This is a genomic window from Pontibacter deserti (assembly GCF_023630255.1).
GTDB lineage: Bacteria > Bacteroidota > Bacteroidia > Cytophagales > Hymenobacteraceae > Pontibacter > Pontibacter deserti.
Genome location: NZ_JALPRS010000003.1, coordinates 463,835 through 479,785 on the forward strand (window position 1 = coordinate 463,835; position 15,951 = coordinate 479,785).

Annotated in this window: 13 protein-coding genes and 1 tRNA gene; 10 read left to right on the plus strand and 4 right to left on the minus strand. The window is 44.6% G+C overall.

All coding sequences use genetic code 11. The features are described 5' to 3' along the window. The first annotated feature begins 92 nt into the window (after positions 1-92). Both MJ612_RS16960 and MJ612_RS16965 read left to right on the plus strand, forming a co-directional pair. Positions 93-1,625 (plus strand): AAA family ATPase, encoded by a 1,533-nt coding sequence (locus MJ612_RS16960; RefSeq protein WP_187031930.1) that lies wholly within the window; start codon positions 93-95, stop codon positions 1,623-1,625. Continuing rightward, positions 1,625-2,467, plus strand: a complete 843-nt coding sequence (locus tag MJ612_RS16965) for a hypothetical protein (protein ID WP_187031928.1) — start codon at positions 1,625-1,627, stop codon at positions 2,465-2,467. Before MJ612_RS16960 ends, MJ612_RS16965 begins: the two co-directional genes overlap by 1 nt. Positions 2,468-2,799: 332 nt before the next feature. Here the strand turns inward: MJ612_RS16965 and MJ612_RS16970 are convergent. From MJ612_RS16970 to pheS, 4 genes are all read right to left on the minus strand, one after another. After that, positions 2,800-2,873, minus strand: a tRNA-Asn gene (locus MJ612_RS16970). 130 nt (positions 2,874-3,003) lie between these two features. Beyond that, complete coding sequence (locus tag MJ612_RS16975; RefSeq protein WP_250419224.1) at positions 3,004-3,450, minus strand: Rieske (2Fe-2S) protein; 447 nt, start codon at positions 3,448-3,450, stop codon at positions 3,004-3,006. Beyond that, on the minus strand, positions 3,410-4,267 hold the full coding sequence (locus MJ612_RS16980; RefSeq protein ID WP_187031926.1) for a 3-hydroxyacyl-CoA dehydrogenase NAD-binding domain-containing protein: 858 nt from the start codon (positions 4,265-4,267) through the stop codon (positions 3,410-3,412). The genes MJ612_RS16975 and MJ612_RS16980 overlap by 41 nt, the downstream gene beginning before the upstream one ends. 94 nt (positions 4,268-4,361) lie before the next feature. Next, positions 4,362-5,387, minus strand: coding sequence for a phenylalanine--tRNA ligase subunit alpha (gene pheS, locus MJ612_RS16985; protein ID WP_187031924.1), 1,026 nt, complete (start codon positions 5,385-5,387; stop codon positions 4,362-4,364). A 262-nt stretch (positions 5,388-5,649) separates the two neighbouring features. Between pheS and MJ612_RS16990 the strand changes: the two genes are divergently transcribed. From MJ612_RS16990 to MJ612_RS17025, 8 genes are all read left to right on the plus strand, one after another. Then, a complete protein-coding gene (locus tag MJ612_RS16990) occupies positions 5,650-6,459 on the plus strand; it encodes a LiaF transmembrane domain-containing protein (RefSeq protein ID WP_187031922.1) in 810 nt (269 codons plus the stop codon). Between the two features lie 17 nt (positions 6,460-6,476). Further along, complete coding sequence (locus MJ612_RS16995) at positions 6,477-7,517, plus strand: sensor histidine kinase (RefSeq protein ID WP_187031921.1); 1,041 nt, start codon at positions 6,477-6,479, stop codon at positions 7,515-7,517. After that, entirely contained in the window at positions 7,495-8,238 is a 744-nt protein-coding gene (locus tag MJ612_RS17000) for a LytR/AlgR family response regulator transcription factor (protein ID WP_187031920.1), read from the plus strand. Before MJ612_RS16995 ends, MJ612_RS17000 begins: the two co-directional genes overlap by 23 nt. Before the next feature lie 247 nt (positions 8,239-8,485). After that, positions 8,486-9,127 (plus strand): TetR/AcrR family transcriptional regulator, encoded by a 642-nt coding sequence (locus MJ612_RS17005; RefSeq protein ID WP_187031919.1) that lies wholly within the window; start codon positions 8,486-8,488, stop codon positions 9,125-9,127. Positions 9,128-9,156: 29 nt separating this feature from the next. Further along, a complete protein-coding gene (locus tag MJ612_RS17010) occupies positions 9,157-10,626 on the plus strand; it encodes a TolC family protein (RefSeq protein WP_187031918.1) in 1,470 nt (489 codons plus the stop codon). A 37-nt stretch (positions 10,627-10,663) separates the two neighbouring features. Beyond that, a complete protein-coding gene (locus MJ612_RS17015; RefSeq protein WP_187031917.1) occupies positions 10,664-11,818 on the plus strand; it encodes an efflux RND transporter periplasmic adaptor subunit in 1,155 nt (384 codons plus the stop codon). Between the two features lie 19 nt (positions 11,819-11,837). Continuing rightward, on the plus strand, positions 11,838-15,254 hold the full coding sequence (locus MJ612_RS17020; RefSeq protein WP_187031916.1) for an efflux RND transporter permease subunit: 3,417 nt from the start codon (positions 11,838-11,840) through the stop codon (positions 15,252-15,254). Positions 15,255-15,262: 8 nt separating this feature from the next. After that, positions 15,263-15,517 carry an acyl carrier protein gene (locus tag MJ612_RS17025; protein WP_187031915.1) on the plus strand — a complete coding sequence of 85 codons (255 nt, stop codon included), beginning with the start codon at positions 15,263-15,265 and terminating at the stop codon, positions 15,515-15,517. Positions 15,518-15,951 lie beyond the last annotated feature (434 nt).

Here is a 15,951-nt window from a genome sequence, read left to right on the forward strand (position 1 = left end):
TTATCGCAAATATTTGCATGCCTAATACAGTTAAGTTCATTTTGTTCGATTAGTATTATAAACATTCAGCACTATAGCCGTCATCTAAGCACATGGTTTTTAAAATTATAGGGAAATACAGCAAACCACCACTCAATGTAAAGTCAACGGCATACTTGGTGCGGGATGATTGGAACGATTACGCTTTCTATACTTTATTCAAGCTGCAATATGTTGATGAATCCTTGGGCTTGCATCATATTGGATCCGTAAAAATAGGCTATATAGGCCAAGAGGAAGGGGGTGATGCTAGACGGCTTTCTATTGGGCACTCATTCGATGCACTAGATGATTCTCATTTTTCATTAGGCCAGTCTGATACTTATTATGTAAATCTTAACAGCTTAGGTTCAGAGATTAGGGATGATGTATTAAAAGGATTAAATGATATTGCAAAAGATTCCAACTTATTCAATAGAGTATTTGATGAGCGGGTTACAAGAATATCTCTTTTTAGGAGTGTCAGCCCTACTTCTGTCACTGGACAATTTAGGAGGCTGTCCAATGGAGGAGCTAGATTAACAGATTACAATTTTAAATTCATTGCTCCTAAGATTAAGCAGGGAGCTTCTAGTTTCTCATTATCATTCAGCGTGAAGCCTGAGTCAGTTCCTCCCACTAACATTCATGTATTAATAGGACGAAATGGAGTAGGTAAAACTCACTTAATAAATAATATGATTGATGCTTTGATCGAAGAAGACCGATCAACCAAAAAGTTCGGTGAGTTCAAGTGGACATTAGCTGACATAGAGAGTCACATGTTTGCGAATCTAATTTCTGTTTCTTTTAGCGCATTTGATAAAACAGAGCCTAAGCCGGAGAAAAAAGATAAAGGAGAGGGTATTCAATATTCATATATCGGACTTAAACAAGTCAGGACTGATGGAGATGAGCAGCCAGGCCCTAAGAGCAACGCAATGTTATATGACGAGCTAGTTGAAAGTTTAGATTACTGCAAACGGAGCTCAAAAAAGGATAGATGGAAAAAGTGCATTGAAATGTTGGAGTCTGATCCGAATTTCAAAGAAGCTGAGATCAAGTCCTTGATTGACATAGAAGGTGTGGCTGACTTTAAAAAAGGTGTAGCCAAAATCTTTGAGAGATTAAGTTCTGGCCATAAAGTAGTTTTACTGACAATTACCCGATTAATAGAAAAGCTGCAAGAAAAAAGTTTAGTGATCTTAGATGAACCTGAAGCTCACTTACACCCACCATTGTTATCCGCTTTCATCAGAACTCTTTCTGAGCTGTTAATCGATTGTAATGCGGTTGCAATCATTGCAACACACTCTCCTGTTATATTGCAAGAAGTGCCTAGAAGTTGTGCGTGGAAACTAAGAAGAACTGGTGCAGAAGCAATCAATGAGAGATTAAGCCTTGAAACGTTTGGGGAAAATGTGGGAACACTAACAAATGAAGTATTTGGGCTAGAGGTGACAGAGTCTGGCTTTTATAAAATTATAGATAGAGTTGCGAAGGATCATGAGAGCTATAATGAGGCTCTAAATTATTTTAATGGTCAACTAGGGATGGAGGCTAGAGCAATATTGATGTCTTATTTTGCGAATAGCATTAATAATTAATGAAGAGACTAGATAAACCAGCCGACAATGCTGAGGATGTTTTCTTAACATGTGTCAACATTATTAGGAAAAGAGACTTAAAAACACGATTGTTAGCTTGTAAAGATTTGATCACAGAAGCTGCAGATGAATTTACATCAAAAATTGCGAATGGGGAGGCACACAAGATCAAGGAAGAGACTATTGTCAATGGGAACGTAACAGCTAAAGAGCTAGAAAAAGTCTATACATACAGGTTTGCTAGAAAAGACACTCCCGGAAGGTTGATTTATGATAAATTGATTACCGCTCCAAAATTTGGTGTTTGCCCATTGTGTTCCCATCGTTTGGTTGAAACACTAGACCATTATTTGCCCAAATCAAAGTTTCCAAGACTAGCTGTCGTGCCACTTAATCTAATTCCTTCTTGCACAGATTGTAATAAGTCAAAGTTGGCCATTTCCCCAAAGGATTCAGACGAAGAAACATTGCACCCATATTATGATGACATAGAGAACGATATATGGCTAGTTGCTTCTGTTGAACATACATCTCCACCGGTAGTTAAATATCGTGTAGAGCCAAATCCTTCATGGCCTGCCTTACTTGGAAGCAGGGTTAAGCACCACTTTTCTTCTTTATATCTTGATAGACTGTATTCTACTCAGGCTGCAGTTCAACTTGCAGGCATTGTATACAGGTTAGATAAAATTTTTAAATCAGCAGGAGCAGCAGGTGTAAAACTACATTTAGAAGAAGAAGCTTTAAGCAGATTTTATGCAGATAAGAACTCTTGGCAAACAGCTATGTACAAAGCATTAGCGGAAGATGCATGGTTTTGTAATGGAGGGTTCAGAATTTAAGGTATAATAGAAAGTTTAACATTTTATATTAGATACCTTAATATATCTAGCTTTTCTGACTTTTAGGCACGTTGAACATGCTCTTGTTTAAGCCTACAAATGAACTTTATATCTTTTTATTTATCTGTTACTATTGGCTTGTTATGTAATAGCGAAGCTATATTCTAAGCTGTATTGCATAAAGTTTTAGTAATTCATCTTATATATAAACAAAGTTGGGTGAGCTAATGCTATAGAGTCATTAATGTTTTTTTCAAAAGATTGTATGCAAATTGTATGCAAATAAAAAAAGCCACTTAACGATTTTACTCGCAAGTGGCTGATTTTAAGGGCTCCCCCTCCTGGGCTCGAACCAGGGACCCCCTGATTAACAGTCAGGTGCTCTAACCGACTGAGCTAAGGAGGAATTTATGTCCAGTGGCGGCTTCTACCGCCGAATGATGATGCAATATTACAGCCTCTTTGGCGATTATGCAAGTACTGTCCAGAAAAAATCTTTTAACTTTTTGTAAGATTCTGAAACTCAAAGAAAAAAATTAATTGGTAATGTATAGAATGTTGTTGACAAGCGAAGTTTTATACTGCAGCAGGCCATAAACTGCCGGACCGGCTGTTACATTTCCCTGGAAATTGAACTGGGAGCCACAGCAAGTATGTGTCAGGAACAGGTTTGATTGATCAACACTTACCACACCGCAGCTGGCATCAGGGTCATACGGGCAGGCCCGCTCAAATGCATAGTATGAGCTGGCCGTTTGGCGTACAACTATAATACCCCGGTAACCTGATTGTATATAGGCATAACCGCCGTCCTGGCGAAGCATAGGGTATTGCAGGCTGTTAACACTTATCTGTTCGTTTACCGGCACATTAGGTATGCCCGGGCCTACATTGTCGTCGGAGCAGGCAGTAAGTATACCTATGGCCAGTAGCGCAAGTATCTTATTTATAGTTGTAAAAGCCTTTACCAGATTTACGGCCATGGTGCCCGGCATCCACTTTTTGTTGCTGTATGCGGCTTGGTCTGAATTTAGGGTCATAATGGAAAGCCTCAAACATAGAGGACGTTACTGAAAAATTGGTATCTACGCCGATCAGGTCCATCAGTTCGAACGGGCCCATTTTAAAACCGCTGGCCTGCATCAGTTTATCAATGGTTTCTACATCGGCTACGCCTTCTTCCAATAGCTTTAGAGCTTCTACGTAATAATGGCGCGCTACACGGTTAACGATAAAGCCCGGCGAATCTTGCGCCATAACCGGTGTTTTCTCCAGTTTCAGGGCCAGTTGTTTTATAGTTAAAGCTACTTCCGGGTTTGTTGCTGCCCCCGAAATAACTTCTACCAGCTTCATGATATGAGCCGGGTTAAAGAAGTGCATGCCCACTACGCGTTCCGGGTTTGGTACGCCTGCCGCAATCCGGGTTATCGGAATAGACGAGGTGTTGGAAGCAAGTATAGTTTCGTCAGAGTTAATATCGGCTAGTTCTTTAAAAATACTCTGCTTTACTTCCAGGCGCTCTACCACCGCTTCTATGATCACATCACAGATCAGATCAAGGGTGTTGCCGGTAAAAGAAAGGTTGGCAAGAGTTGCGTCCTTTTCAGCTACAGTCAGCTTGCCACGTTCAATGCCTTTATCAAGATTTATAGTTGTGGTTTGCTGTGCCTTACTAAGCACCTGCACGTTTATATCGAAAAGTATAGTTTTGTAGCCTGCCTGCGCACATATCTGCGCAATGCCCTGGCCCATAGTGCCGGCTCCAACTATACCTATTGTCTTTATATTTTCGAATTTCATAGTCCTGGAATTGCTTATAAAACGAAGAGTGAATGCTCTGCTATACTTGTACGGCAAAACATTCACTCATTCAATTATTCAGTCATTCAAAATTTTAGATAACTCCTTCAAACTGGCGAAGGAAGCGCACATCGTTCTCCGTGAACAGGCGCAGGTCTCTTATCTGGTACTTCAGCATAGTTATACGCTCAATGCCCATACCAAACGCAAACCCAGAGTATACTTTCGAGTCGATGCCGCAGTTTTCCAGCACGGCAGGGTCTACCATACCCGAACCACCGATCTCAACCCAACCGGTTTGCTTACAGATGTTACAGCCGTCGCCTTTACAGATCAGGCACGAAATGTCGATCTCGGCGCTTGGCTCCGTGAACGGGAAGAACGACGGACGGAAACGTACTTTGGTGTCCTGGCCGAAAAGCTCCTTGGCAAAGTAGTAAAGCGTTTCTTTCAGGTCTTTAAAGCTCACGCCTTTGTTAACATACAAGCCTTCTACCTGGTGGAACACCATGTGCGCACGGGCAGAAATAGCCTCGTTGCGGTACACACGACCCGGCATAATGCTGCGTAGCGGCGGCTGATTGTTCTCCATCAGGCGCACCTGCACAGTAGAGGTATGTGTGCGTAAAAGGCGGTTCTTGTCTTCACTCAAAAAGAAAGTATCCTGCATTTCACGCGCAGGGTGGTTTTCCGGGAAGTTAAGGGCTGTAAAGTTGTGGAAGTCGTCTTCAATTTCCGGTCCTTCGGCAACGTTAAACCCGATACGCTCAAAAATACGCACGATTTCGCGGCGCACCAATGATAGCGGATGGCGGGTACCCAGCGTATTAGGTATAGTTGGTAAGGTGAAATCAAAGCCAGTATTGGTAGTGTTTTCCGTAACGTTGGAAAGTTGCTCCTGTGCCTGGTCGAAACGCTCCTGGGCACGGTTCTTTAATTGGTTTAACTGTTGGCCCACTTCGCGGCGCTGCTCCGGCGCAACCGTTTTTAAATCATCAAAAAGGGCTGCAATCTGGCCTTTACGACCTATATATGTAATTCTGAACTGCTCCAACTCGGCTGTATTACCAAGCGGGGCTGCTTCTATCTCCTGTGCTACTCTTTGTATGTTTTCAACCATAGTATGCAAAGATAATAATTTGCAGGGTTTAACATCAATCCAAAGTATAGCTTACGCTACTCAAAGTTGGGCAGGTATAATTTTCAGATTCAAAATAATATAGCACCTTTACTATACTTTAGAGAAGCGCTGAGCATAAGTTTGCTTCTGTTTACCGACACAATCAGGTTACTTACCGACTTTTTGCCTTTGCTTGCCTACTTAATATGGCCGTCTGATGTTGATTAAAGTAGATTTGATCAAAAATTAAAACAATACTGCTATGGAAAATCAAAATTTAAACACAAAACAAAATTACAAAGGCTGGAAGGATCCCGGCGACAACAGAAGTGGTAGAGTAATGGGTGGCCTGGTGCTGGTGCTGATTGGCGTAGTGCTTCTGGCTTATAAAATGAATGCACTCTTTTTGCCGCATTGGGTATTTTCGTGGCAGATGCTCCTGATCGTTATCGGTTTGTTTATCGGGTTCAGGCATTCGTTCCGCAAGCCAGGCTGGATCGTGCTGGTTATTATAGGTACTGTTTTCCTGATAGATGATTTTATACCTGAAATTGCATTCAGAAACTACTTCTGGCCTATTCTGATCATCGGTATCGGGTTATGGGTAATCCTGAAGCCTAAAGGTGGTTATACCCGCCATTACAGGCCGACAGCACCAACTATACCGCCTATCAACATGCCTGCAGGTGCACCTACAGAAAGGACTTTTTCAGAAAGTGCGCAGGCTACTTCGGATGATTATGTGAACTCCACAGCCATATTTGGTGGTGTAAAGCGAAATATACTTTCTAAAAATTTCAAGGGTGGCGAAATTGTGAGCGTATTTGGCGGCAATGAGCTAAACCTGACGCAGGCAGACATTCATCATCCGGTTGTGCTGGATACCACACAAATATTTGGGGGAACATCCCTGATTATACCACCGCATTGGGAAGTAAGAAATGAAGTGGTGGCTATACTTGGTGGTGTATCGGATAAGCGTGTAATGTTGCCGGGCGGCTATGACCCCAATAAGGTACTTGTAATTAAAGGTACTGCGCTGTTCGGCGGGCTTGATATTAAGAGCTACTAAACCCTGCTCTGCTGTAAATGGCTCCGATGCGTGTAATATGGCTATACCTGGCGTGGGCGGCATTTTGGTCGGGGGTGCTGGTGCTGGTACTGTTGCCGGCAAACTATAACCTCACCCTGACCTTTAAAGATGCTTTGCTCTACAATGCACTGCTAACTATAGCCGGTTATGCTGCGGGTACTGGTTTGCGTTACTATCAGCCAACACTGCGGCAGGGAGTATTGCTGCTGGCCTGGAGTTTAGGATTAGCCGGCATCTGTACGCTGGTTTATAGTTTCCTGATAACAAAGCTGGTACGCAATGAGCTATACTTAACATTTGTGGCAGATTCGTTGCCGATGCGTGTGGTATTTGGCTGGTTGCTCTTGTTGCTATTGTTGCTGTTAAACTGGTTTTGGTACTACACCAAAGAGCAGCGCCTGCTGGAAGAGCGCAAAGCCAACACCGAAAAACTGGCCCGCGAAGCAGAGCTTTATACTTTAAGACAGCAGTTGCAGCCACACTTCCTGTTCAATAGTCTTAATTCTATCAGTGCATTGGTGGTGGCAAAGCCGCAGGAGGCCAGAACCATGGTGCAGCAGCTTTCTGACTTTTTAAGAGGTACTCTCCGGAAAGAGAACCAGCAACAGGTAACGCTTACTGATGAACTAAGGCAACTGGAGTTATACCTGGCTATTGAAAAGGTGCGATTCGGGCACCGGTTAAAAACTGTAGTAGCTGTTGAAGATGAAGCAAAGTCTCTGCAATTACCGGCTTTGCTGCTTCAGCCGCTTGTAGAAAATGCCATTAAATTCGGCCTTTATGGTACCACCGGCGAAACTGCTATAAGTATAGCCGCTAGCCGCAGCAATGCGGGTTTAGTTATACAAATTCAAAATCCTTTTGCTGCTGATACCATGCAGGCGCAGGAAGGAACAGGCTTTGGGTTGAGCTCGGTGCAGCGCAGGCTATACTTGCTTTATGCCCGCCACGACCTGGTGCAAACGCAGCAGCTTGAGAACCAGTTTATCACAACCGTACATATCCCTCAGAACTATGATCAAGTGCCTAATTATTGATGACGAACCGCTGGCCCGAAGTATAGTTGCCGAATACCTGCAGCATCACCCGGAGATAACTATAGCCCAGGAGTGTGGCGACGGTTTTGAAGGTATAAAAGCCATAAAACAGCACCAGCCCGAACTAATCTTTTTGGACATACAGATGCCCAAGATAAACGGGTTTGAGATGCTGGAACTGGTAGAGCAGGCGCCCGGTGTGATATTTACCACCGCTTTTGATAACTATGCCCTGAAAGCGTTTGAAGCCAATGCCGTGGATTACCTGCTGAAGCCTTTTACACAGGAACGGTTTGATACAGCTCTTAGAAAATGGCAGGAAAAACGAAGTATAGAATCTGCTGAAAAACCAACTATAAACCTGAACGAAGTGCCCGACAAACAGCCCGAAGAGCGCGTGCGCATTGTGGTGAAAGCTGGTAACGATATCCGGATTATACCAGTGCAGGATGTGCTATACCTGGAGGCGTATGACGATTATGTAAAGATCCATACCAAAGATGGTCTTTTCCTGAAAAAGAAGACGATGGGCTATTACGAACAGGCACTTGACCCGGCTCAGTTTGTTCGTGTGCATCGCTCTTTTATGATCCCGTTTTCCCAGCTCACCCGCATAGAACCCTTAGAGAAAGACAGCCACGTTGCCTTGCTGAAAAACGGCGTACGCATACCATTGAGCAAGAGCGGCTATACCCGGTTAAGAACTGTACTCGGACTGTAAATTTTTTTTTGTAGTAATCTTTTGTGTTGCAACATTGACCAGGTGCAGAGCCTGCCTTGCTGTTCCTATAGTTTATGCAGGTGTTAGTCTATGTAACACAGCGGTTTGTCAGAAACAGGAGCTGAAACAGCCAAACATAGCTTTTTGCAATTTAGCTGGAAATGAGAATTTTATGCTCTTTTTGCTAAACAAAATACCCCTCTGGAAACTTTGGATATAAAAAACGTTTCCATAGTTTTGTGCCGCTATGAGTACCGCCGAATTAGAAGAAAAAACAAACGCCAAGACCAAAATCTCCTGTACTGCTTTCCAGTTGTTTTGCCAGCGTGGTATTAAAAGTGTGTCGATGGATGACATTGCCCAGTTTCTGAGCATGTCTAAAAAAACGATCTACAAGTGGTTCGAGAACAAGAACGAACTTGTGGTGGCCTCTACGGGAGCTTACCTGCAGGATATGCAGGAACGTTGCGAGGTACACTTTAAGAGTGCCGGCAACGCCATCGAAGAACTTTTCAACATCATGGGCATGACGCGCGAGCTTTTCAACCAGTTTCACCCTTCCATCTTCCACGATCTGCAGAAATACCACCCCGAAGCTTTTAAACTATGGATGCAGCACCGCGACGATTACATGTTTGTGAAGATAAAAGAGAACCTGGAGCGCGGCATAAAAGAAGGCTTGTACAGAAAAGATCTGGATGTGGAAGTGATGGCAAAAGTGCGCCTGGTGCAGGTAGAGCTGCCTTTTAACCCGGTATTGTTCCCACCGCATAAATACGACCTGAAGCGTGTGCAGATGGCAACTCTGGAGCACTACATGTTAGGCCTTGCTACCCTGAAGGGACACAAGCTGATAAACGAGCTTAAACACATTAAAGAAGAAGAATAACCTATACCTACTATCTACCAGAATAGAACATGAAAAAAGGAGTAAAACTGATAGCTGTGATTTTGGCACTGTTGGCGTTTACCGGGGTGCAGGCCCAGGAAGCGCAGCAGTTTAGCCTTCAGCAAAGTATAGAATATGCCCTGAAGAACCGCGTAAATCTGAAGGCTTACCGAAATGAAGAAGATATTGCCAAAGCAAGGGTAGGTGAGATCAGGTCTATTGGCCTGCCACAGATAGATGTTGCAGCCGAGGTAGGCAACAACTTTGTTAGGCAGAAAACACTTTTCGATCCCGAATTATTTGGAGGAGGGCCTGCATTGGAACCCTTTGTTATTACACCGGAACAGATAGCATCCGGGGAACCTATTACGTTAACTCCTACCTACTCACAACCAGGGCCTCGTACTGAAGGATTGATAGCTGTTTCTTTTGTGCAGCCTTACGCTGGCAGTGCAGTGATCGCAGGAAGCCAGTTATTGTTCGATGGCTCTTACCTGATCGGGTTAAAGGCAGCTAAAACTTATACAGAGCTCTCCCGGAAAAGCACTATACAAAGCGAGATTGAGGTGGCAGAGCTGGTGAGCAAAGCCTACTATAGTGTGCTGGTGAGCCGCGAGCGCATAGAACTGCTGAACCAAAACCTGGCTCGCCTGGATACGCTGCTGAAGCAAACACAGGTGATGTTTGAGAATGGTGTCGCCGAAAAGCTGGATGTGGATCGTCTGCGTGTATCGGTGAACAATTTGGTTGTGCAGAAGCAAAGAACAGAACGCCTCTTGGAGCTAAGTGTGAATCAGCTAAAATTCCAGATGGGCATGGATCACAAAGAACAGCTTGTGCTAACAGATAAGCTAAGTGAAGTAGAAGTGGATCTGGCTAAGACCATCGGCAAAGATAGTTTTAACTATAGCAACCGCATCGAATACTCAATGCTGGAGACACAGCGCGACCTGGCCATGCTGGACCTGCGTAACAAACGGTCCGGTTATCTGCCGAAGCTTTACCTGACTGCCCGCTACGGATATAACGGGGTAGGTTCCAGCCTTTCGGATGTGCTGAATGTGCGAGCCGGTTATGACAATACAACCGATAGAAATTATTTCGATTTTGGGTACGTAGGCGTGCAGTTGACGGTGCCTGTTTTTGACGGTCTGCGCAAGAGTTACCAGATACAGCAATCCAAGCTGGCACTTGAAAATACAAAGCTGGGTTTCGATTTTCTGGAGCAAAGTATAGACCTGGAATTAGATCAGGCTTCTGCGGAGCTTACCAGCTCGCTGGAGTTAATGAGGTCGCAGCGCGAGAACATGGAGCTCGCCCAGGAAATTGCACGTGTTGCCAAAATTAAATACCAGGAAGGGGTAGGATCTAACCTGGAGGTTGTAACCGCCGAAACCGACCTGCGTGAGGCACAGACCAATTACTACGCTGCTATGTTCGATGCCCTGATCTCGAAAGTGAATCTTGATAAAGCTACCGGTACCCTGTTAACTAAATAAAACTATCGAAAAAAGAATACCTAATCGACCAACTACTATGAGAAGATTACTTGGAATAACATCTTTTGCCCTGCTTTTGGGCCTTGCATCATGCGGCAACGGCGACGACAAAGAGGCGCAGCTGGCAGACCTGAAAAAGCAGAAGCAAGAGATCGAAAATAAAATTACAGCACTGGAGAAAGAGCTGAAATCGGAAGGTAAAGGTGCAGCTTCTGAGAGAAGAACAGTTCCGGTAACTGTTACTGCAGCCCAGCAGGATACATTCCGACATTACTTGGAAGTGCAGGGCCAGGTAGATTTTGACCAGGACGTGCATGTAAGTGCCAAGGTGCCGGGTGTGCTTACAAGTGTGCGTGTGCAGCGCGGCGACCGTGTGTCGAAAGGGCAGACCATGGCTACGATAGATGCCCAGGTGCTGGAGCAGAATATTGCAGAAGTAAGAACACGACTGGACCTTGCCCGCATTGCCTTCGAAAAGCAGCAGAACCTCTGGAACCAGAAAATAGGAACAGAGATGCAATACCTGACTGCTAAGAATAACAAAGAGTCGCTTGAACGCAGCCTGGCTACTCTGCAGCAGCAGCGCGATCAGTATAACATAAAAGCTCCTATTAGCGGGGTTGTGGATGAAGTTATACCTAATGCCGGGGAAGCAGTAGCACCGGGTGTTGGCGTAATAAGAGTGGTGAACATGGCGGGTGGTAAGATAGTAGCAGAAGTATCGGAGGCTTACCTGAGCAAGATTAATAAAGGAGACAAGGCTATAGTACACTTCCCGGATCTGAAAAAGGAAGTAGAAACAATGGTGGATGTGGTTGGTAATTTTATTAATCCTGCGAACCGCACCTTTACTGTAGAGCTAAAGCTGAAAGATACGAAGGCTGTTGAGTTGCGCCCTAACCTGGTGGCTGTAGTGCGCATCCAGGATTATGAAAATGAGAATACCATTGTAGTACCGGTAAACCTGGTACAGAAAGATGAAAAGTCGGAGTTTGTGTATGTGGTGAAGAAGGACGGCAATGGTTATGTGGCAACGAGGCAGGAGATAAAAGTTGGCCAAACATACAAAGGGCAGGCAGAAGTACTTAGCGGACTTACTCCCAACCACCAGATCATAACAGCCGGTTATCAGAACCTGAACGAAGGACAGCCTGTGGTGTTTGAACAAGCTAACAGCTTAGGCAAGAAGTAAACCCTACAACCCTGAAACTATGAAACAGTTCAAGCCGACCAATTGGTCTATCGATAACAAAACCAGTATCTATATTATCACGCTCATCATCTCGATCTGGGGTATCTTCTCTTACATCAATATTCAGAAAGAGAACTTCCCGGACATTGTGGTGCCGACCGTGTTTGTGAGCACCATTTATGCCGGTACCTCGCCATCTGACATGGAGAACTTGGTAACGCGCCCGATTGAGAAAGAAATAAAAGCTATTTCAGGGGTTAAAAAGGTAACATCAAACTCTATCCAGGATTTCTCGATGGTAGTGGTAGAGTTTAATACCGACGAGGATGTACCGGAAGCCAAACAGAAAGTAAAAGATGCTGTAGATAAAGCCCGCCCGGACCTGCCCCAGGATTTAACACAGGAGCCGAATGTGCAGGATGTTAACTTCTCTGAGTTCCCGATCATGCAGGTTAACATCTCCGGCAACTATAGCCTGGACCAACTGAAGAACTATGCAGAAGACATCCAGGACCGTATTGAATCGCTGTCTGAAATAACCCGTGTAGATATGGCCGGCGCTTTGGATAAAGAAGTGCAGGTGGATGTAGACATGTATAAGGCACAGGTAGCACAGGTTACATTCAATGATATAGAAAGTGCCATATTCCGTGAAAACCTGACTTTATCGGGTGGTAACGTAACGGTAGGCGAAATGAAGCGCTCGGTGCGTGTGGTAGGCCAGTATGTAGATCCTGCTCTTATCGGTGATATTGTGGTGAAGTCGATGGCTGGAGGAAACATACAGCTTAAAGAAATTGCCACAGTAAGAGAAGGGTTTGAGGAGCAGGAAAGTTTTGCCCGCCTGGATAATGCCCCGGTGATTACATTAAACGTGATCAAGCGAAGCGGTGAAAACCTGATCGAGGCATCTAATAAAATAGATGACCTGCTAGCTGAGATGCAGGGCTCTGTATTGCCGGAAGACTTGAAAGTAACTGTTACCGGCGAGCAGGCTACGCAAACCAAACATACACTAAACGACCTGATCAACACGATCATCATCGGGTTTGTGCTGGTTACACTGATCCTTATGTTCTTTATGGGTACTACTAACGCTATTTTCGTTGGTTTGTCGGTGCCTATCTCTATGTTCGTGGCCTTCCTGCTGTTCGACTCGTCCGGCGTGTCACTGAACATGATCGTGCTGTTTGCATTCCTGCTGGCGTTAGGTATAGTGGTAGATGATGCCATTGTGGTAATAGAGAATACGCACCGCATTTTCCATACTTCAAACCTTGGGATTGTGAAGTCGGCGAAGGTAGCTGCCGGCGAAGTATTCGTGCCGGTGCTGGCGGGTACACTCACAACTATAGCTCCTTTCTTTCCGCTGCTTTTCTGGCCGGGTATAGTTGGGGAGTTTATGTTTTATCTGCCTATAACGCTTATCGTTACGTTGCTTGCATCGTTGTTTGTAGCTTTTATCATCAACCCGGTATTTGCCGTGTCCTTCATGAAGAAAGAGGACGCAGCTCCAACAACTACCAAAACAAATAAGCGCTTCCTGATGATAATGGCGGCTGCTGTGGTGCTAGCTATAGTGCTATACATTGCCGGCTCTTTTGGTTTGGCAAACCTTATCATGCTTGGAGTTATACTTGTAGCCCTGAACAGGTTTGTGTTTACCGGCATGATCTATAGGTTCCAGCATAATACGTTGCCGAAGTTTATGAGCAAGTATGAGCAGCTGCTGCGCTGGATGCTGACCGGTAAGCGTCCGGTGTATGTGTTTGCAGGTATCTTTGCTTTACTTTTCCTGTCGGTAGCGCTGGTGGCAGTTCGTTCGCCTAAGGTGGTGTTCTTCCCTGAAAGCGACCCGAACTTTGTATATACTTATATACAAATGCCGGTTGGTACAGATCAGGCCGTAACGGATTCGGTTACCAAAGTAGTAGAGAAGCGCATTTACAGGGTAATCGGTGAAAACAACCCGGATGTAGAATCGGTGATCTCAAACGTAGCTATCGGGGCCGGGGACCAGAACGACCGCAGCGTAACAGCCCAGTCGCATAAAGGTAAAGTAACTGTAGCCTTTGTGGAATTTATGGACCGCACCGGAGAAAAAACCTCCGGAGAATACCTGAATGAGATCCGTGAAGTTGTGAAAGGTATACCTGGTGCTGAAATAACAGTGGACAAAGAACAGAACGGTCCACCGGTGGGCAAACCCATCAGCATCGAGATTTCCGGAGAAGAGTTTCCCGAGCTGATAGCCCTCTCTAAAAACGTTGAGCAATACATAAACAATCAGCAGATAGGAGGTATAGAAGGTCTGAAATCTGATCTGGAAGACAGTAAACCAGAGATTGTTTTCAACATAGACCGCGAACGAGCCAACCGCGAAGGTTTAAGCACCGGGCAGATAGGTTCTGAGATACGGACGGCCATTTTCGGTAAGGAAGCATCTAAATTTAAGCTTGACGAAGATGAGTATCCGATACAGGTACGTTACGCTGAGCCTTACCGCGAAAATATAGATGCCTTGCTTGGTATGCGCATTACTTATCGCGATATGAACTCCGGACAAGTGCGCCAGATTCCTCTTTCTTCGGTAGCAACTATAGATTATACGACTACTTACGGCGGTATAAAACGCAAAAACCTGAAACGTGTAGTTACCCTGGAGTCTAACGTGCTGGCAGGTTATAACGCCAATGAGGTAGTGCAGCAGATAGAGCAGTCGCTGCAGAATTTCCAGACACCGGAAGGCTACGAAGTACGCATGGGCGGTCAGCAGGAAGAGCAACAGGAAACATTTGAGTTTTTGAGTGTAGCCTTTATAGCTGCTTTCTTCCTCATCTTCCTGATCCTTGTTACGCAGTTCAACTCTGTTTCAAAGCCATTCATTATACTTTCGGAAGTGTTGTTTAGCATTATCGGGGTGTTGCTGGGCTTCTCTATTTTTAAAATGGATGTGTCTATTGTAATGACAGGTGTTGGTATAGTTGCGCTGGCAGGTATAGTTGTGAAAAATGGTATCCTTATTGTGGAGTTTACCGACCTGTTGCTTGATGAAGGGAAAGAGCTGAAAGAAGCGCTGGTAGAAGCTGGTAAAACCCGCCTTAACCCGGTAATACTGACCGCTACGGCCACTATACTTGGTCTGGTGCCATTGGCGTTAGGTATAAACCTTAACTTCTATACGTTGTTTACAGAGTTCGAACCCCACTTCTTTATGGGTGGTAATAGCGCTGCCTTCTGGGGCCCGCTTGCCTGGACAATTATTTTCGGACTTGGCTTTGCAACTATAGTTACACTGCTGATTGTGCCGGTAATGTACCTGCTGAACGAGAAATTAAAAGACAGGCTGATCGGTAAAAAGAAACGTGCCGCAGCTTTTAAATTAAAACAGGATGAAGTGCCTGTGAATGGAAAAGTTAGAGAATACACTTATTGATAGTACCCATGCTTACAACAAATAAAGCTATTGAGCAGGAGGTTATCCGCATCATTAGCAGAACAACAAAAGTTAAACCATCCCGCTTGCAAACCGACGTGAGCCTTGAACAAAAGCTCGGTTTCGATACGCTTGATGTAGTGGATATTATACTTGCGCTGGAGAAAAAGTACCATATCGTTATTCCGGATGAAGTGCCCATAAACACGGTAGGTGATTTTGTAACGTATGTTGCTGATCATTCTCAACAAGCTGCAGCATAAAACTTTTACATTTTAAACTATAAAAGGCGGGATTACTCCCGCCTTTTATAGTTTAACTCAATTCCTTTCTAGCTTCTGGAAAGATTATAGTTTTCCATTTGTCATTTCGGACCATAGCGAGAAATCTATCTAAGCTTATAGTTGAGGCCTTCTCCAACTTGAACCAAGCTATCCTTTTATAGTTACCTCTAATCCTGAGAGCTCAACTTGCCCATCTTTCTATAGCTGACTTTGGTGTGCTCACGGCCGCGGGCCCCCGTCTTTGGGCATCGCGCTGCTGATTTGAAGCTGCCCTCGCTGTGCTCAAGTTGCCTGCGGCACCGCAACAAATCAAAGGCGCTCCACCCAAAGACTGAAAGCTTTCGATAGCAGCTACTATAGTGAATTGGAGATGCTATAGTTATATAGCCTTTTCCGTGGCTATAGTTCCAAGA

Coding starts and splice junctions, on each gene's coding strand:
- MJ612_RS17020 (WP_187031916.1), top strand. CDS start 11,838: ATGAAACAGTTCAAGCCGACCAATTGGTCTATCGATAACAAAACCAGT.
- MJ612_RS16995 (WP_187031921.1), top strand. CDS start 6,477: ATGGCTCCGATGCGTGTAATATGGCTATACCTGGCGTGGGCGGCATTT.
- MJ612_RS17005 (WP_187031919.1), top strand. CDS start 8,486: ATGAGTACCGCCGAATTAGAAGAAAAAACAAACGCCAAGACCAAAATC.
- MJ612_RS17010 (WP_187031918.1), top strand. CDS start 9,157: ATGAAAAAAGGAGTAAAACTGATAGCTGTGATTTTGGCACTGTTGGCG.
- MJ612_RS16965 (WP_187031928.1), top strand. CDS start 1,625: ATGAAGAGACTAGATAAACCAGCCGACAATGCTGAGGATGTTTTCTTA.
- MJ612_RS16960 (WP_187031930.1), top strand. CDS start 93: ATGGTTTTTAAAATTATAGGGAAATACAGCAAACCACCACTCAATGTA.
- MJ612_RS17000 (WP_187031920.1), top strand. CDS start 7,495: ATGATCAAGTGCCTAATTATTGATGACGAACCGCTGGCCCGAAGTATA.
- MJ612_RS16975 (WP_250419224.1), bottom strand. CDS start 3,450: ATGGCCGTAAATCTGGTAAAGGCTTTTACAACTATAAATAAGATACTT.
- MJ612_RS16980 (WP_187031926.1), bottom strand. CDS start 4,267: ATGAAATTCGAAAATATAAAGACAATAGGTATAGTTGGAGCCGGCACT.
- MJ612_RS16990 (WP_187031922.1), top strand. CDS start 5,650: ATGGAAAATCAAAATTTAAACACAAAACAAAATTACAAAGGCTGGAAG.
- MJ612_RS17015 (WP_187031917.1), top strand. CDS start 10,664: ATGAGAAGATTACTTGGAATAACATCTTTTGCCCTGCTTTTGGGCCTT.
- MJ612_RS17025 (WP_187031915.1), top strand. CDS start 15,263: ATGCTTACAACAAATAAAGCTATTGAGCAGGAGGTTATCCGCATCATT.
- pheS (WP_187031924.1), bottom strand. CDS start 5,387: ATGGTTGAAAACATACAAAGAGTAGCACAGGAGATAGAAGCAGCCCCG.